General features: G+C 53.0%; 17 protein-coding genes. 6 read left to right on the forward strand and 11 right to left on the reverse strand.

All coding sequences use genetic code 11. The annotated features are described in order from the left end of the window. Nucleotides 1-5: 5 nt before the first annotated feature. From HVX72_RS10815 to sad, 6 genes are all read right to left on the reverse strand, one after another. Nucleotides 6-530, reverse strand: a complete 525-nt coding sequence (locus HVX72_RS10815) for a GNAT family N-acetyltransferase (RefSeq protein ID WP_181823187.1) — start codon at nt 528-530, stop codon at nt 6-8. An 88-nt stretch (nt 531-618) separates the two neighbouring features. Continuing rightward, the gene (locus HVX72_RS10820; RefSeq protein WP_181823262.1) at nt 619-2,055 is read right to left on the reverse strand and encodes a GGDEF domain-containing protein; all 1,437 of its coding nucleotides are present in this window, start codon (nt 2,053-2,055) and stop codon (nt 619-621) included. 180 nt (nt 2,056-2,235) lie between these two features. After that, complete coding sequence (locus HVX72_RS10825; protein WP_042282964.1) at nt 2,236-2,595, reverse strand: DUF4186 domain-containing protein; 360 nt, start codon at nt 2,593-2,595, stop codon at nt 2,236-2,238. Further along, a complete protein-coding gene (gene glsB, locus HVX72_RS10830) occupies nt 2,595-3,521 on the reverse strand; it encodes a glutaminase B (RefSeq protein ID WP_042282961.1) in 927 nt (308 codons plus the stop codon). The genes HVX72_RS10825 and glsB overlap by 1 nt, the downstream gene beginning before the upstream one ends. Before the next feature lie 63 nt (nt 3,522-3,584). Continuing rightward, a complete protein-coding gene (locus HVX72_RS10835; protein WP_181823188.1) occupies nt 3,585-5,162 on the reverse strand; it encodes a methyl-accepting chemotaxis protein in 1,578 nt (525 codons plus the stop codon). Between the two features lie 148 nt (nt 5,163-5,310). Next, the gene (gene sad, locus HVX72_RS10840) at nt 5,311-6,699 is read right to left on the reverse strand and encodes a succinate-semialdehyde dehydrogenase (RefSeq protein WP_181823189.1); all 1,389 of its coding nucleotides are present in this window, start codon (nt 6,697-6,699) and stop codon (nt 5,311-5,313) included. Between the two features lie 99 nt (nt 6,700-6,798). Here sad and HVX72_RS10845 point away from each other — a divergent pair, with 99 nt between their 5' ends. Beyond that, entirely contained in the window at nt 6,799-7,668 is an 870-nt protein-coding gene (locus tag HVX72_RS10845; protein WP_042282955.1) for a LysR family transcriptional regulator, read from the forward strand. On the opposite strand, the gene HVX72_RS10850 is transcribed toward HVX72_RS10845, so the two are convergent. Together HVX72_RS10850 and HVX72_RS10855 are read right to left on the reverse strand one after the other, a co-directional pair. After that, nucleotides 7,665-8,882: an MFS transporter gene (locus HVX72_RS10850; protein WP_181823190.1), complete on the reverse strand. Its 1,218-nt coding sequence runs from the start codon at nt 8,880-8,882 to the stop codon at nt 7,665-7,667. The genes HVX72_RS10845 and HVX72_RS10850 overlap by 4 nt on opposite strands. 170 nt (nt 8,883-9,052) lie before the next feature. Further along, the gene (locus tag HVX72_RS10855) at nt 9,053-10,189 is read right to left on the reverse strand and encodes an alpha/beta hydrolase (RefSeq protein WP_181823191.1); all 1,137 of its coding nucleotides are present in this window, start codon (nt 10,187-10,189) and stop codon (nt 9,053-9,055) included. A 172-nt stretch (nt 10,190-10,361) separates the two neighbouring features. Between HVX72_RS10855 and HVX72_RS10860 the strand changes: the two genes are divergently transcribed. After that, complete coding sequence (locus tag HVX72_RS10860; RefSeq protein ID WP_181823192.1) at nt 10,362-11,246, forward strand: LysR family transcriptional regulator; 885 nt, start codon at nt 10,362-10,364, stop codon at nt 11,244-11,246. A gap of 137 nt (nt 11,247-11,383) precedes the next feature. Here HVX72_RS10860 and HVX72_RS10865 read toward each other — a convergent pair whose 3' ends face one another. Further along, nucleotides 11,384-12,172 carry a PhzF family phenazine biosynthesis protein gene (locus HVX72_RS10865; RefSeq protein WP_042282947.1) on the reverse strand — a complete coding sequence of 263 codons (789 nt, stop codon included), beginning with the start codon at nt 12,170-12,172 and terminating at the stop codon, nt 11,384-11,386. Nucleotides 12,173-12,366: 194 nt separating this feature from the next. Here HVX72_RS10865 and HVX72_RS10870 point away from each other — a divergent pair, with 194 nt between their 5' ends. After that, complete coding sequence (locus HVX72_RS10870) at nt 12,367-13,563, forward strand: sugar transporter (protein WP_181823193.1); 1,197 nt, start codon at nt 12,367-12,369, stop codon at nt 13,561-13,563. 56 nt (nt 13,564-13,619) lie between these two features. Here HVX72_RS10870 and HVX72_RS10875 read toward each other — a convergent pair whose 3' ends face one another. Further along, nucleotides 13,620-14,285: a MarC family NAAT transporter gene (locus HVX72_RS10875; protein WP_181823194.1), complete on the reverse strand. Its 666-nt coding sequence runs from the start codon at nt 14,283-14,285 to the stop codon at nt 13,620-13,622. A 257-nt stretch (nt 14,286-14,542) separates the two neighbouring features. On the opposite strand from HVX72_RS10875, the gene marR reads away from it, so the two are divergent. Genes marR through marB form a run of 3 tightly spaced genes read left to right on the forward strand, consistent with a single transcriptional unit; the run spans nt 14,543 to nt 15,629 of the window. Continuing rightward, complete coding sequence (gene marR, locus HVX72_RS10880; RefSeq protein WP_042282939.1) at nt 14,543-14,977, forward strand: multiple antibiotic resistance transcriptional regulator MarR; 435 nt, start codon at nt 14,543-14,545, stop codon at nt 14,975-14,977. A gap of 20 nt (nt 14,978-14,997) precedes the next feature. Further along, complete coding sequence (gene marA, locus HVX72_RS10885; RefSeq protein ID WP_148365360.1) at nt 14,998-15,378, forward strand: MDR efflux pump AcrAB transcriptional activator MarA; 381 nt, start codon at nt 14,998-15,000, stop codon at nt 15,376-15,378. A gap of 32 nt (nt 15,379-15,410) precedes the next feature. Then, complete coding sequence (marB, locus tag HVX72_RS10890) at nt 15,411-15,629, forward strand: multiple antibiotic resistance protein MarB (RefSeq protein ID WP_042282936.1); 219 nt, start codon at nt 15,411-15,413, stop codon at nt 15,627-15,629. A 30-nt stretch (nt 15,630-15,659) separates the two neighbouring features. On the opposite strand, the gene HVX72_RS10895 is transcribed toward marB, so the two are convergent. Then, entirely contained in the window at nt 15,660-16,271 is a 612-nt protein-coding gene (locus HVX72_RS10895) for a LuxR C-terminal-related transcriptional regulator (protein ID WP_042282935.1), read from the reverse strand. Nucleotides 16,272-16,302: the final 31 nt, after the last annotated feature.

Raw genomic sequence — 16,302 nt, forward strand, 5'->3', positions numbered from 1 at the left:
ATAAATCAAAGCGCTTTGTAGAAAACTGTGGTGCCGGTCAGCGTTCCATCAGGCATTAGCGCATAATCAGGTATCACACCCGCTTTTTGCCACCCGCACGAGTGGTAGAACAACTCGGCGTCGCTACCGGTGGCGGTGTCCAGCACCAGTTGTGTTTTACGCTGTTCCCGTGCGCACGTTTCAAGCGCCTGCATCAGATGGCGGGCCAGTCCCTGCTGCCGCGCCGAAGAGTGAACGAGCAGTTTAGCGACATCCGCCCGATGAGGCTGGTTTTCGGGTTGCCGGGTAATAAGCTGCACGGTGCCGACAATCACGCCCTGCTGATTTTCAATAACGAGAACCTGTCGCTCGCCTCTGCCCACGCTTTGGGCGACATCGTTCCAGAAAACATTCGCTTTTTGCCGATCGAAGGGGGAAAGAAAACTGACCGACGCGCCGCGATTGACGCAGTCAGTCAGAAGATCACTGAGTTCATCCTGTCGCGCGAGAAGCGTCTCAGCGCTCAATAACATACAGGGGGGTAATGGCATTATAAGGGCTCCTTGAGTAGACCTTGATACCATGCACTTAACATTGTGATAACACAACATGCCGGTCATAGCAGTTTGTTATGACGTCTTACGCCAGATCGCTTTCCGACAGTATCGCCAGGTCAGCCTGGCGAGCGCTGGTACGATTACGCCCCTCTCTCTTCGAGCGGTACAGACACTCATCCGCTTCCACCATCAGCGTGTTGAAAAGCTCCGTCAGCGTGCGTCCTGCCACCCTGCCGTTCCCCAGACCAATACTGACCGTCAGATAGACGCTTTGCTGTTGCCAGTTGAAAGGTTGTAGCGCCACGGCTTTACGGAGAGTTTCAGCGATACGCATTCCTTCTTCAGGATGCAGTGTCGGCATGACCACAGCAAATTCTTCGCCGCCCATGCGGGCAATGAGTCCTTTGCCGCCAACAATTTTTTGCAGTTGCTGAGCAAACACCCGCAGCACCCGATCGCCACATTCATGGCCGTGGCTGTCATTGATGCTCTTGAAGAAATCGATGTCCAGAAGCATAACGGTAAAATGCTGCGTTTCTGGCGCATCCTGCCGCTTCAGCGCCTCGTAAAGGCCCGAGCGCGAGTAAACCTGAGTCAGAAAATCAAAATCGGCGCGTAAAGAAACCTGCTTCATCAGGGAATTAATTGCCGCTACGCTAACTGAAACCATAATGGGGCAAATGGCCATGGTGGCAATCCCCAGCCTCGCGGAAAACATTTGCGGGATCGAGAATGGCGACGCAACGGCGATATCGATAATTGAATTTGCCACCAGCACGATTTCCACCGCACCGGTAATAAAAGTTAACAGACAGGTCACCTGAGGCGTATAGCGTACGGCGCACCAGATAAGCGCAGGAAGGGGAAACGCAAGGCTCCCTGCTCCGCCAATGATCACCGAGGCCAACACCGAGACGATCAGCGCGATAACCGGCATCATCTGTTCCGGCTTGAAGCGTGTAACGACGCCCGGCATGCCGAGAGTCAACATACAGGGGATAATTAACACGCCCGTTGAAAATTGCTCGCTAAACCAGTCAGCAAACAACGGCCAGAAAGAAAGACGATCAATGCCTACCGATCCTGTCGCGCCGACCAGGGCACAGATCAATGCGGCGATCAGACAGTAATTAAATAAGCGTAAAGCGCTAATCGGCTGATATTTATTTTTCCCCAGTCGTTTATCACGAATGACCAGTTGGGCGACAATAACAATAAACACCATATTGGAGAGATTAATCACCAACGACACCCAACCCCATTGCGTGGTGAGCGCATCATAGCCAAGCATCGCAACATAACTTACCGCGTAGTAATGCGGTCGGTTTAACCAGACGAAGCGTGCAAAAATCCCGGCCAGTACGCCATTTAGCGGCCAGAACAGCGACAGTTCATGAATCAGGCGCAGCTCTGCGCCGATAAAATAGAACAGTGTGGTGAACGCAAATACCGCGACCGCATTACGCAGTGGACGATCTTCCTGAAACAGGCGGAAAGAAGGAATGGGAAGTGATTGCATTAACTCTCTGTCCATATCACTGCCGGGGGCAATTATCTCTGCGGCGTAATGGTAATATTTTGAGAATAGCATGAATTATTCTCAAAGATAGTCATTACCGGCAGCGTTAACCTGTTATTTTCCCGGCTGGAATAAAATAAACCCTGGCAATTTCACGGTTTTACACTACGCCGTTAATTATCAGGTTTTATTCATTTGAATAACCAGCCAGTGATGAATAACCGCAACAATATAACGTTGTTGCTCTTCAGTCAGCGCGTCGCCTTGCGGGATCGCATGCCATTTAGCAAGACAGCCGCGACAGCAGGTCGCCGTGGCATGCTGGGCAATAAAAACGGGATGCCCGCGCATCGGGGTTTGTTTGCCGTCGTTCAGCGGAATGGCGGGCGCAAGTCGTTTTGCCACAAAGTCTGCGGCGTGCTGGTCAATAACCTCTGCGCCTTTATCCCAGCAGTACTGCCGCTCTTTCGGCCCGAGACGAAAACGGGAGCGAAACGTTGAACGGGAAAGTCGTGCAAACAGGGAATCAAATGTATTCATCAGTACACCGAACGACCTAACCGCTTTGTCAGTTGCTCCAGCGCGGCGATGCCCGCCAGCGAATTACCGGTCGGGTCCAGCTCAGGACTCCAGACGGCTATTGCCATTTCGTGGGGAACGATCGCCACGATCCCGCCGCCGACGCCCGACTTCGCCGGTAGGCCGACGCGCCAGGCAAATTCGCCGGCGTTCTGATACATTCCACTGGTCGCCATCAGCGCATTGATCTGCCTGGCCTGTAAAGGCGTCACCACCGGTTCATCAAGGTGAAACGCCTTTCCCTGATTAGCAAGAAAGACAAAGGTCCGCGCGAGCTCAACGCAATTCATCTTTAGCGCGCAGTAATGGAAGTAATTTTGCAGCACCGTCGTGACGTCATGATGGAAGTTGCCGAAGGACTTCATCAGCCAGGCGATAGCGGCGTTACGGGCGGAATGCTCGAATTCGGAACGAGCGACCACCGTATCGTAACCGACGTCCGAAACGCCGCTCAGCGCACGGACAATTTCCAGCATGCGCTGACGCGGCGCGCTCAGCCGCCCCTGTAACATATCGCAGACCACCAGCGCGCCCGCGTTGATAAACGGATTGCGCGGGATCCCCTGCTCCATCTCCAGTTGCACCAGCGAGTTAAACGGCGAACCGGAAGGATCTTTTCCGACGCGCTGCCAGATCTCATCTTCCGCATAGTGGCGCATCGCGACCACCAGACTGAGCACCTTAGAGATAGATTGAATAGAAAAGCGTTCAGTCGCGTCCCCCGCCTGCCAGCGCTGACCGTCAACGGTACAAATCGCAATGCCCAGCCGGGCGCCGTCAACGGAGGCGAGCGCAGGGATGTAGTCAGCCACTTTTCCCTGGCCGATCAGTGGACGAACCTCAGCCAGAATGGTCTCTAAAATTGAATTGTCCAGGGCGATTGCCACCGTCTGCTCCTTGCCTGCCAGTCAGAAAAGGCCTGGGAGTATAGCAGAGCGAAATGTGTCACGTCAGGCCGGAAGACGAAATCGCGCCACGGCGTTGATCAACTGATGTGACTCCGCATGCAATTGCTGTGAGGATGCCGACGCGGTATCCACCAGCTCCCGCGTATCGCTCGCCGCCCGGTTAAGCGCCTGCAACTGACGCGTCATCTCATGAATGCGGCTACCCTGATGCAGCGTGGCTGTAGAAATATCCTTTAACGACGCGCCCAGGTTATCCACCAGAGCCATCACCTGCTGAAGGTTTTTTTCCAGATGGTTTACCGCATCGGAACCCTCTTCAATCCCCTCCAGCGAATGATGGATCAGCGCCTGGATATCCTGCGTTGACTGACTGCTCTTACGCGCCAGCACCCCCACTTCCCTGGCGACGACCGCAAAGCCTCGCCCCTGCTCCCCGGCATGTGCCGCCTCAATTGCCGCATTCAGCGCCAGAATATTGGTCTGGAACGCAACGTTATCGATAAGCGCGACAATCCCGCGCATTTCTGAAGAGCGATCGACAATCGCCTGCATCGAACGGTTGACCGTATCCATCATTCTGTCGCCGCCGGCAGCAATCGTCCGCGCGTCTTCCGCGCGCTGATTTGCCCGCTGCGCGATCCCGCTGTTATCTTCAACGTGATTTTCCAGTACAGACACCTGCGCCGTGACGTTGTTCAGTTCTTCGCTTTGCCGGGCGGACTGCTGGTACAGCCGCTGATTGTTCTGCGCCAGTCGATCGATGTTATCCGCCATTGCCGCCGTCGCATCGCTCACCTGTTGAACAAGCTCCCGAAGTCCCTGCTGCATTGCGCCAATACGTTTCGAAAGCTGTGACACTTCACGATTAAACTGCGGCACCGCGGGTACTGTCAGAGAAAGATCGCCTGCCGCCAGAATATTAATATGCCCGATAAGCTGACGCAGCGGCGTTATAACCCAACGTGACATTCCCCACCACACGGCCACCGCAATCACCAGCAGCATGACAGGCAGCGCCCAGAACAGGCGCTGAAGGTTAAGCAAGCGATCAAGCAACTGCTGGCGTCCTTGCTCTCTCGCTTGTGCGTTAACCTTTTGCACCCGACTATAGTTTTCATTGAAATCGGCCTGGAATGCCTGTACCGGCACCGCAAAGAAGGCATCGATCGATTGTGTTTCGCTTAATCCCTCCACCTGCTCCGCTATCCCGCCGCTGAAGCGCTGATAGCTTTCCACCAGATCGGTATCCGCACGCGGATCCATCTTTCGCCAGGCGTCCCACGCCGCGCCGGACTGCTGAAGCGCCAGCCTTGCCTCATCAATAAGCGCTTGCCAGCTTCCTTCTGAGCCTGTCGCGGCATCCTGCATAAAGTACACTCCCGCGCGGTTAAGCAGGTCGCTTGCCGTCAGCAACGCGATACGCGACGCCTCCAGCGTTGCCTGCTGGCGTAGCGCCAGTTGATTGTGCTGTTCGTTCTCCCGCGCCTGACTGACGGAAAATGACAGCATCAGCGTGGAGGTCACCTGCAGCACGCTGAATAGCGCAATAATGCAAAAAATGCCGGTAAGCAGGCCAAACTGACGGCGGACAACACGGCGTAAAATTTGAGTTAAGTTCATAATATTCTTCAGTATCAACACGTTATACGCGAGTCTACGAAGCGTAAATGACAAAACTATGGCAGAAATATGACAGGTCGAATTGGATTATGCAGACGCCGGGTAGACAGTGCTACCCGGCTGAGACAGGTTAGCTAACGCAGCGGGATTAAATGCGGTTCTTCCACACCGTCTGGACGTTGCAAAACTCATGCAGGCCAAAGTGAGAAAGCTCGCGACCAAAACCGCTCTTTTTCACGCCTCCAAACGCCACGCGGGCATCGCTGGCGCTGAAGCCATTAATAAAGACGCCGCCGCATTCAAGGCGAGCGGCCATTTCCCTGGCGCGACCCTCATCCGCCGTAAAAAGGGTCGCAGACAGGCCAAAATCGCTATCATTGGCCAGTTCCAGCGCGTGTTCAGCATTTTTCGCTACGGTAATGGCGGCAACCGGCCCGAACAATTCCTCACGGAACGCGGTCATTTCAGGCGTGACGTTAGCCAGCACCGTCACCGGGTAATAATTCCCCTTTCCGGCCATTTTCTCACCACCCAGCAGCAGTTGCGCCCCCTGCGCAAGCGTGGCCTGTACTTGCTCATGCAACTCGTCACGCAGATCGAAACGCGCCATCGGGCCAAGATCGTTGTGCTCGTCAAGCGGATTCCCCATTTTCAGCGCCGCGGCAGCGGCCACAAAACGTTCGGTAAACGTATCGGCAATCCCTTCTTCGATAATAAAACGTTTCGCTGCCGCGCAAACCTGCCCGGTATTCTGGTAACGTCCGGCCACCGCCGCTTTCACCGCCAAATCCAGATCGGCGTCGTTAAGGACAATAAACGGATCGGAACCGCCCAGTTCAAGCACACATTTTTTCAGCGCCGCCCCGGCCTGAGCGCCGATTGCCGCGCCGGCGCGAACGCTTCCCGTGACGGTCACAGCGGCAATTCGTCGGTCCTGGATGACAGCGCTGACGCCAGCGTTATCGGCGTTCAACCAGCCATAAACGCCCGTCGGGATCTCCGCTTCCGCAAACACTTGCGCGATGATTTGCGCGCAGCCCGTCACGCATGGCGCGGGTTTTAACAGGTAGCCATTCCCCGCCAGCAAAATCGGCACCGCCCCGCGCAGCACCTGCCAGAGCGGAAAGTTCCAGGGCATCACCGCCAGAATGGTGCCGAGCGGTCGGTACTCAATCACCGCCTGCTGATTTTCCACCAGCGTCGGCTCGGTCGCCAACATCGCCGGACCGTGCTCTGCATACCAGTCGCAAAGCGCCGCGGACTTAGCGACTTCGGCGCGCGCCTGTTTAACAGGTTTGCCCATTTCACGGGTAATGCACTGTGCCATTTCTTCACCATGGACACGCAGCGCCTGACCGAGATCACGCAGCTTTTGCGCGCGAAACGCCACACTGGTGCGCTTCCATGTCGCGAAGCCCTGCTCAGCAAGCGATAAAGCCCGCTCGATATCGTGCTGGCTGGCCCACGGTAACGCGGACAGCTGTTCGCCAGTATCGGGATTAACAGAAATGGCATGTGTTGCAGATGAAATCGTCACAGGGTTTCTCCATTGTTGGTTTTATCATCATCATGGACGCGTTTACTCTTTCCTTAAAATGAATAATATTGAGCAGGGTATTCACAAAATGAGAAAACTATGGACCTGACGCAACTGGAAATGTTTAACGCAGTGGCCGAAACGGGCAGTATCACGCAGGCTGCAGCCAGGGTGCATCGCGTGCCGTCGAACCTGACCACCCGGATACGCCAGCTTGAAGCCGATCTTGGCGTCGATCTGTTTATTCGCGAAAACCAGCGCCTGCGCCTTTCTCCCGCCGGGCATAACTTTTTGCGCTACAGTCAGCAGATCCTGGCGCTGGTCGACGAGGCGCGAATGGTAGTGGCAGGCGATGAACCGCAGGGCCTTTTTACCCTCGGTTCGCTGGAAAGCACCGCCGCGGTACGCATTCCGGCGACGCTGGCGGAATTTAACCAGCGTTACCCTAAAATTCAGTTCTCGCTGGCGACCGGCCCTTCCGGAAAAATGCTTGACGGCGTACTGGAAGGTCACCTTAACGCCGCGTTTATTGACGGTCCCGTTCCCCACCCGGGGCTGGAAGGCATTCCTGTGTATAAGGAAGAAATGATGGTGGTCGCGCCACACGGTCATCCGCCGGTATCGCGCGCCAGCGATGTCAATGGAAGCAACCTGTTCGCCTTCCGCGCCAACTGCTCGTACCGTCGGCATTTCGAAAGCTGGTTTCACGACGACCAGGCCATGCCGGGCACAATCCATGAAATGGAGTCATATCACGGCATGCTGGCCTGCGTGATCGCCGGTGCAGGGATTGCGCTGATCCCCCGCAGTATGCTGGAAAGTATGCCCGGTCATCACCAGGTGGAGGCATGGCCGTTGCCAGAAGAGTGGCGGTGGCTTACCACCTGGCTGATATGGCGGCGCGGCGCCATGACGCGCCAGCTGGAGGCGTTCATCACGCTCCTGAAAGGGACATCAACGCCGGGTTAGGGGTCAGTTTGGTTAAGGTGATTCTTTGTATCTGTGTTTTGGCGGGATGTGAGAACTGTCATCACTCCCGCCCCAAGAAGTAACACTGCGCTCAGGAAAAAAGTACTTTTCCATCCCATACTGTCGAACACAAGCCCTCCGACCGTTGAGCCAAGCGCAATTGAGAGCTGGATGACAGCAACCATGAGACCACCACCCGCTTCAGCATCTTCGGGCAGCGTTCGCGCTATCCATGTCCACCATCCCGTTGGCGCTGCCGTTGCAAACATCCCCCACAGGCTTAGCAATAAGGCAACTGTCCACGGGCGTTGTCCGGTCAGAAGCAATAAGCCGACAATGATAGCCATAAGTAACGGAATGGTGATTAATGTCGGGTAAAACCTGGCATTGAGGAAGGTTGACACGAGCATGGTGCCGATAAAACCAGCCACGCCAATGGACAGCAAAATCAGGGAGAGACCGGAAGTATTAACTCCGGTCACGGTTTCCAGAAAAGGCCGCACGTAGGTAAACAGGGCAAACTGCCCAGTAAAGAACAGCCCACAGGCTAGCAGACCCACGGGTATAACAGAAACGCGGAACAGGCGCAGCACAGACCTCTGCGGTTTTTGTTCTTTCGCGCTTTCCATTGATGGCAGACTGACGCATTGCCAGATGAACGCGGCTATCGCAAGGGGGACAAGGCACAAAAAGGCGCCTCGCCAGCCGATGTTTGCCCCCAGGTAGCTACCAAGCGGTGCCGCCACAACGGTAGCCAGCGCGTTTCCGCCGTTAAATATCGCCAGGGCGCGGGGAACCTGGTGGTACGGCACTAACCGAATCGCAGTTGCCGCCGACATTGACCAGAATCCGCCAATGACGATACCAATCATCCCCCTCCCCAGCATATAAATCGGATAACCGGGCGCCAGTGCAATAGTAATTCCTGATATAGCCATCAACACTGTCAGCCCCAGCAGAAGATATTTACGATTCAGATCTCTGGCGATGCGAGAAATCGTCAGGCTGGTAAGCACCGCCAGTGCGCCAGAGATGGCAATACCTTGCCCCACCACCCCCTCCGTAACATTCAGATCGCGGGCTATGGGCGTAAGCAGGCTGACTGGCATAAATTCAGATGCAATGAGCACAAAAACGCAGAGCGTCATAGCAAAGATACCGCCCCAGTAAGCATGTGGTTTTGAATATGACGATGCAGGATTTAATACAGACATTATTAACTTCTCTTAATCACGTTCCGGGTAATTTCAGGCACAGTAGGTATGCCGTTATTCAAGGAATAACGCCATCAAACGAGAGTGAAAGATGACATATTATTTTGAGTATCAGTCAGTTAAAAACCATCCGCCTATAGCGGATGGCCCGGCAACGTGTGCTCAGTGGATTATCTTAAGTTGGTCTTAAAGAACTGTTCAAATTTAGCAAATAGGATCTTACCCGCAGCGTTGTCGTATAAATCTACATGGTTTGCATTCGGAATAATCACCAGTTCTTTCTCTTTGCTGCCGATAGCCTTAAAGGCATCTTCCGCAAAATAGCGTGAATGGGCTTTTTCGCCGGTCACGATGAGTGTCGGGATAGTCACTTCATTGGCGTAACTCAGCAGTGGCATATTCATAAACGACAGAGGCATTGTCGCATTCCATGCGCCGGTTGAATTGACCGAACGCTCATGGAAACCACGCGGCATGCGGTAATAATCAAAGAATTCTTTTAAAACCGGGTTCGGATTAGCAGGCAAGGTTTCCGGCAAAATACGCTCAGAAGTGGTTGCCTGGCCCTTCTCGTCGACATAAATATCATGTCCGCCGGGAGCGACAGTGCCGTTTTCGGCGTCTTTCCAGCGCTGGGCATTCAGATACTGCAATACGGTACGACGATCGGCGGTCGTGTAGCGGTCTTTACCCTCCCCCACGCCATGCCCCATCGCGCGGCTCATGTCATACATAACGCTGGTCGCCACGGCCTTAACGCGGGTATCCATCGCGGCATCATTTAAGGCCATGCCGCCCCAGCCGCAAATCCCTAGCAGGCCGATACGGTTGCGATCCACCTCTTTTTGCAGCCCCAGGAAATCAACCGCCGCGCTAAAATCCTCGGTGTTGATATCCGGCGACGCGACGTTACGCGGTTGGCCGCCGCTTTCGCCCGTATATGAAGGGTCGAAAGCCAGAGTAATAAATCCCTTTTCAGCCAACGTCTGAGCGTACAGGCCACTGGATTGCTCTTTGACCGCACCGAAAGGTCCGCTTATGGCAATAGCTGCCAGCTTACGCTCGCCGCGCTCTTTCGGCACGTAAAGGTCCCCAACTAAAGTGATCCCGTAGCGGTTCTGAAAGGTCACCTTACGGTGATCGACCTTGGTACTTTCGGCAAAGGTTTTATCCCACGTATTGATAAGCGAAACGGGGCTGTTAGGGTTGGATGTGTCAGCATAACTCATCGTCGTTACTCCACTTAATGACGCACATAGCAGCATGGCGGGGATCGTGGCCGTTAGTTTTTTGGTGAAAATGGTCATCAAAATACTCCTGAAAACGTTTTAGAAAACAGGTTTCATACGGACAACTCTGCTGTGCTTTGTTGCAATGCGAATATTATAATCAGCATAATCAGTGCTGATTAGAGGCTAAAAATTGCTAAAATTAATACCATATTGTTATGAATAGTGATGATGTTACGAGGGTATAAAGGTGGCAAAACGAGAAAACTACAACGATCTCTACCTTTTTATGCTGGTTGTTCGGGAAGGGAGTTTTACCGCCGCAGCAAAGCGTCTTGGCCTGGCGCAATCAGGAATAAGCCGCTCTGTACGTGAACTTGAAGATCGGCTGGGTATCCGACTTCTTGTTCGCACGACACGGAAATTATCGCTTACCCATGCCGGTGAGCAGCTCTACCGCACCGTCGAGTCAGGATTCGATGCACTTGATATGGGGCTTGCCACGCTGGCCCACTACCGCCAGACTCCATCGGGTTTAGTGCGCATCAATGCCAGCCAGCACGCTATCGATAAAGTGCTCTTGCCGAAGCTTGCGGTGTTTAAGCAGCGCTACCCTGATATCAGGCTGGAACTCATCAGTGAAAGTCGGTTTGTAGATATCATTACAGAGAGGTTCGATGCGGGCGTACGTCTGGGGCCAGAAGTTGGCAGCGGCATGATTGCAGTGCGCATCTCTCCCGATATGGAGATGGCCGTTGTCGGTGCGCCAGAACACTTTCGTCGCTACGGGTTTCCGCACACCCCGGAGGATTTAGTGGTTCATCCCTGCATCGCCTACCAGTTCGGCGACGGCAGTTTGTATGACTGGGAACTCCATCAGGAGGGTAAACAAATCACCCATCGGCCACAGGGACAATGGGCTTTCGCTGACAGTTATATGGAAGCCAAAGCCGCCAGACTAGGATTAGGGCTGGCTTATGTCCCCGAAGAACTGGTTTCCGATGATTTAGAATCGGGGACGCTCATCAGAGTCCTACAACGTTATAGTCAGCGTCTGGAAGGATCATTCCTCTATTATCCACATCGTAATGTGTCGCCTGCTTTACGAGCGGTGATTGATGCCTTGAGAATTTAAGGGGTAAAGAGGATAGTTAACACAAGGCCGGGACATGAACGGGTGAATAGCGTCCGTATTTGGCGCACAGTGGAAAGTAGAAAGGTCAAAAAACAACCTTAACGTACGATCATTTTCGATATCCAAACTGACCCCGGTTAACCCGTTATAATCTTACCCGTTAAATACGTTCTCGCCTTCCCGCCCATCAGTACCCGATCGTTTCGCCACTCGCAGCGCACGTCGCCGCCGCGAGCGGAGACCTGACGGGCAAGCATTTGCGTTTTATTGAGCTTTGCGCCCCAGTACGGAATGAGCATCGTATGCGCAGAGCCCGTGACCGGATCTTCCCATACCGCCTCGCCAGGGGAGAAAAAGCGACTCACAAAATCATATTCGCCGTCACCTGCCGCGGTTACCGAGACTTTATGTTCGCCGGGTCGCATTGCGCCAATCGCCGGGGTGAGCGACTCCACCTGTTGACGGCTTGCCAGCTCAATCATCCAGGCGCGTCCTTTGCGGGCGTGGAGATACTGTTCTATCCCCAGCGCGCGAAGCATTTCCGGCGGCGGCGTCTGTTCTTCGGTCGCGCCAGCGGGAAAGTCCAGTGTTAACCATTCGTCGCAACGCTCCACGGTCAGACGACCGGAAAGCGTATCAAAATGAAGTCTACTATCAGGATAATTAAGGTGACTGAAAATGACATGCGCGCTGGCAAGCGTGGCATGGCCGCAAAGATTAACCTCATTACGGGTGGTAAACCAGCGCAGGGAAAAACCGCTTTGCTGGCGGACGATAAAGGCGGTTTCCGATTGATTATGCTGCTGCGCCATCTTCTGCAGGATGGCGTCAGGCAGCCAGTCATCAAGCAGACAAACTGCCGCGGCATTGCCCCCGAATGCGCTATCGCTGAACGCATCAACCAGATAAAAATCAATCTCTTTCATGCCGTTGCCCCGTCTATCATTGCTTTCTTGCAAAGTGGCATAAATACAGAATATTCACAAGCGTCGATCTCTTTAGTGTGACAACGTCACTTATCCAGTAAAAGGAGATCTGAATCACAAAATGATTGTCTTTTCGCCAATAAACGTTTTAAGATCGCCTTCTCATCCTTTCGCAACTAACCCGACTCATTTCTATGACAACTCACACTGTTTCCCGCAAGGTCGCGTGGCTACGGGTAGTTACGCTTGCCATTGCAGCGTTTATTTTTAATACCACGGAATTCGTTCCTGTCGGTCTGCTGTCTGATATCGCGCAGAGCTTTCATATGCAGACCGCCCAGGTCGGGATTATGTTGACCATCTACGCATGGGTCGTGGCGCTGATGTCGCTGCCGTTCATGCTGCTGACCAGCCAGGTCGAACGACGTAAGCTGTTAATTGGTTTGTTCGTGTTGTTTATTGCCAGCCATGTCCTGTCGTTTCTGGCGTGGAATTTCACCGTGCTGGTGCTTAGCCGTATCGGTATCGCCTTTGCGCATGCGATCTTCTGGTCGATTACCGCCTCACTGGCGATCCGTCTGGCCCCCGCCGGGAAGCGCGCGCAAGCGCTGAGCTTAATCGCCACCGGCACCGCGCTGGCGATGGTGCTTGGCCTGCCGATCGGACGCATTGTCGGTCAGTATTTTGGCTGGCGTACCACATTTTTCGCGATCGGTATGGGCGCGTTGGTCACCCTCGTTTGTTTGATAAAACTGTTGCCGACATTACCCAGTGAACATTCCGGCTCGTTAAAAAGCCTGCCGCTGTTATTTCGCCGGCCGGCGCTGGTGAGCCTTTATCTACTGACCGTTGTCGTGGTAACCGCTCATTATACCGCTTACAGTTACATTGAACCGTTTGTTCAGACCGTCGCCGGGTTGAGCGCCAATTTCGCTACCGTGCTGCTGTTGGTGCTGGGCGGAGCAGGCATTATTGGCAGCGTCGTGTTTGGTAAGCTAGGCAACCAGCACGCGTCGGCGCTGATTAGCGTCGCAATCCTGTTGCTGACGGTATGTCTCTTGCTGCTGTTGCCTGCGGCGGGCAGCGAAATGCATCTCGCCGTCCTGAGTATTTTCTGGGGGATTGCCATTATGGTGATTGGTCTCGGGATGCAGGTAAAAGTGCTGGCGCTGGCGCCCGATGCCACCGACGTGGCGATGGCGTTATTCTCTGGCATCTTCAATATCGGCATTGGCGCTGGCGCGCTGCTGGGCAATCAGGTAAGCCTGCACGGGTCAATGTCGTCTGTGGGCTATGTCGGCGCCGTCCCGGCGCTGGCCGCGCTGATTTGGTCGATCATCATCTTTCGGAAATGGCCTGTCTCGCTGGAAGAACAACCTCAGCATAGCTGATAAAGCGTGAATCCGTCCTGACCGGAAGGACCGACCAGGACGGTATGACGTGCGCATTAGGGGGAGGTTTTAATAATTTCCAGAACGCCGTTAATAATAAACTGCACGCCCATACAAACCAGCAAAAAGCCCATCAGGCGGGAAATCGCTTCAATACCGCCCTTACCCACCAGACGCATAATGGCGCCGGAACTGCGCAGACAGCCCCAGAGGATCACGGCGACGGCGGCAAAGATAATGGGCGGCGCAACGGTAATCACCCAGTCCGGGAAATCGGCGCCGTGGCGTACCGTGGATGCCGAACTGATGATCATCGCAATCGTTCCCGGACCTGCAGTGCTCGGCATTGCCAGCGGCACAAAGGCGATGTTAGCGGTGGGCTCATCAACAAGCTCTTCCGACTTACTTTTCGCTTCCGGCGATTCATGCGCCTTCTGCTGCGGAAACAGCATCCGAAAACCAATAAACGCCACAATTAACCCACCGGCAATACGCAGACCGGGAATGGAGATGCCAAACGTATTCATCACCAGTTGACCGGCATAGTAGGCCACCATCATGATGGCAAACACATAAACCGAGGCCATCAGCGACTGGCGGTTGCGCTCTGCGCTGTTCATGTTTCCGGCGAGGCCAAGAAATAACGCTACGGTCGTTAACGGATTCGCCAGCGGCAGAATCACCACCAGCCCCAGTCCTATCGCTTTAAACAACTCCATCATAATGGCTTCAGTTCCTGTTTCAATCGTCTGGCGGCAAGTATAAGTGGAAACCCGTCTCCTTCGCCATTCCGCGGCTGTAAGCATTCATGAGCGTCAAAAACTCATAATGTCTAATTATCATTAACATATTCGAATGTGATTTAGATCACGCAAAACGGCTTTTAGCAAATCGTGTGATCGGCCAATTCATTCGTTTGACTTATAGTTGCCTGGGCAATATTATCTGCCGTAACTAAATACTTGCCAGGGCAACCATTGTGAAAAGCACCAGTGACTTATTCAACGACATCATTCCGCTGGGTCGCTTGATCTACATGGTTAATCAGAAAAAAGATCGCCTGCTGAACGAGTACCTCTCGCCGCTGGATATCACGGCATCGCAGTTTAAGGTGCTTTGCTCGATTCGCTGCGCAGGTTGTATCACCCCGGTTGAGTTGAAAAAAGTGCTGTCCGTCGATCTTGGCGCGCTAACGCGAATGCTCGACCGTCTGGTCTGTAAAGGCTGGGTCGACCGACACCCTAACCCGAATGACAAGCGCGGCGTGTTGGTCACACTGACCGAGCACGGCGCGGCAATATGTGAGCAATGTCATCAATTAGTAGGGCAAGACCTGCACCAGGAATTAACAAAAAACCTAACGGCTGACGAAGTGGCAACGCTTGAGTATTTGCTCAAGAAAGTTCTGCCGTAAAAACAAAAAGAGGTATGACGATGTCCAGACGCAATACTGACGCTATCACCATTCATAGCATTTTGGACTGGATCGAAGATAACCTGGAATCGCCGCTCTCACTGGAAAAAGTGTCTGAGCGTTCAGGTTACTCCAAATGGCACCTGCAGCGGATGTTTAAAAAAGAGACCGGCCATTCGTTAGGTCAGTACATCCGCAGCCGTAAGATGACGGAAATAGCGCAGAAATTAAAGGAAAGTAACGAGCCGATTTTATACCTGGCAGAACGTTACGGTTTCGAGTCGCAGCAAACGCTGACCCGGACCTTCAAAAACTATTTCGACGTTCCGCCGCATAAATACCGTATTACCAATATGCACGGGGAATCACGGTATCTGCACCCGCTAAACCATTGTAGCTAAAATCGCCTGTAAACGACGTAATCGAGGAAATCATGAAACTGTTGTCTTCTGTAATGCTGGCCCTGCTGCTGGTTATTTCCGGCCAGAGCGTTGCAGAGCAACCTGCCCAGCTTTCGACATCAGATAATCGCGACACGATGCTGATTCCAACCGCTCAGGAACAGTCACCGTTCGATCTGAACCATATGGGCACGGGAAGCGACAAGTCCGACGAACTGGGCGTGCCTTATTACAACCGGCACCGACTCTGATTCGTCTTGCCCCGCCTGCGCGGGGCTTTTTTAGTCCTTCTCCTCAATCTTGTGATACAGTCCAGCCAGATTCTCCACCGCGAATTTTTTGTAGATATTCCTGCGATGATGGCAAACGGTCTTTTCGCTCAGATTAAACTGTCGCGAAATTTCTTTATTCTTCTTACCAAACATGATGTAAGGCAGCAGACTCACCTCTTTTTGTGACAGCTGGGCTTCCTTTTCCAGATGATACAATTTCATGTTTTTGGTAATGACGATTTTTTGATTTCCTTCTTTAAAATTCTCCAGAAAACTGCTGATTTTTTTGATCACAGCCTTACAGTCGATACTGAATTCCGAGATTGAATTGATAATAATATTATCAATGGTGCTTTCGTAGCACCGCTCACGGGTAATCAATACGATATAACTCTCAGGATAGTGAGATTTAAAATCGAACAATTCACTCAACAGTTGGGTATTGCTTTCACCATAGTCCACAATAATGGCTTTGATCTTAGCAATACTTTTTTTGTGAATCTCGCGAATATGATTAACATAGCGGACTTCTGAAAATGAATGATGCTCTCTTCTGATTTCTTCAATAATATAGCCAAATCCTTTCTTAAAGTATCCACACGATGTGATAACAACAATCACGTTTCCATTCCTTTGACATGGTTTTTATAAA

Origin of the sequence: Citrobacter sp. RHB21-C05 (assembly GCF_013889015.1) — a bacterium.
GTDB lineage: Bacteria > Pseudomonadota > Gammaproteobacteria > Enterobacterales > Enterobacteriaceae > Citrobacter_A > Citrobacter_A sedlakii.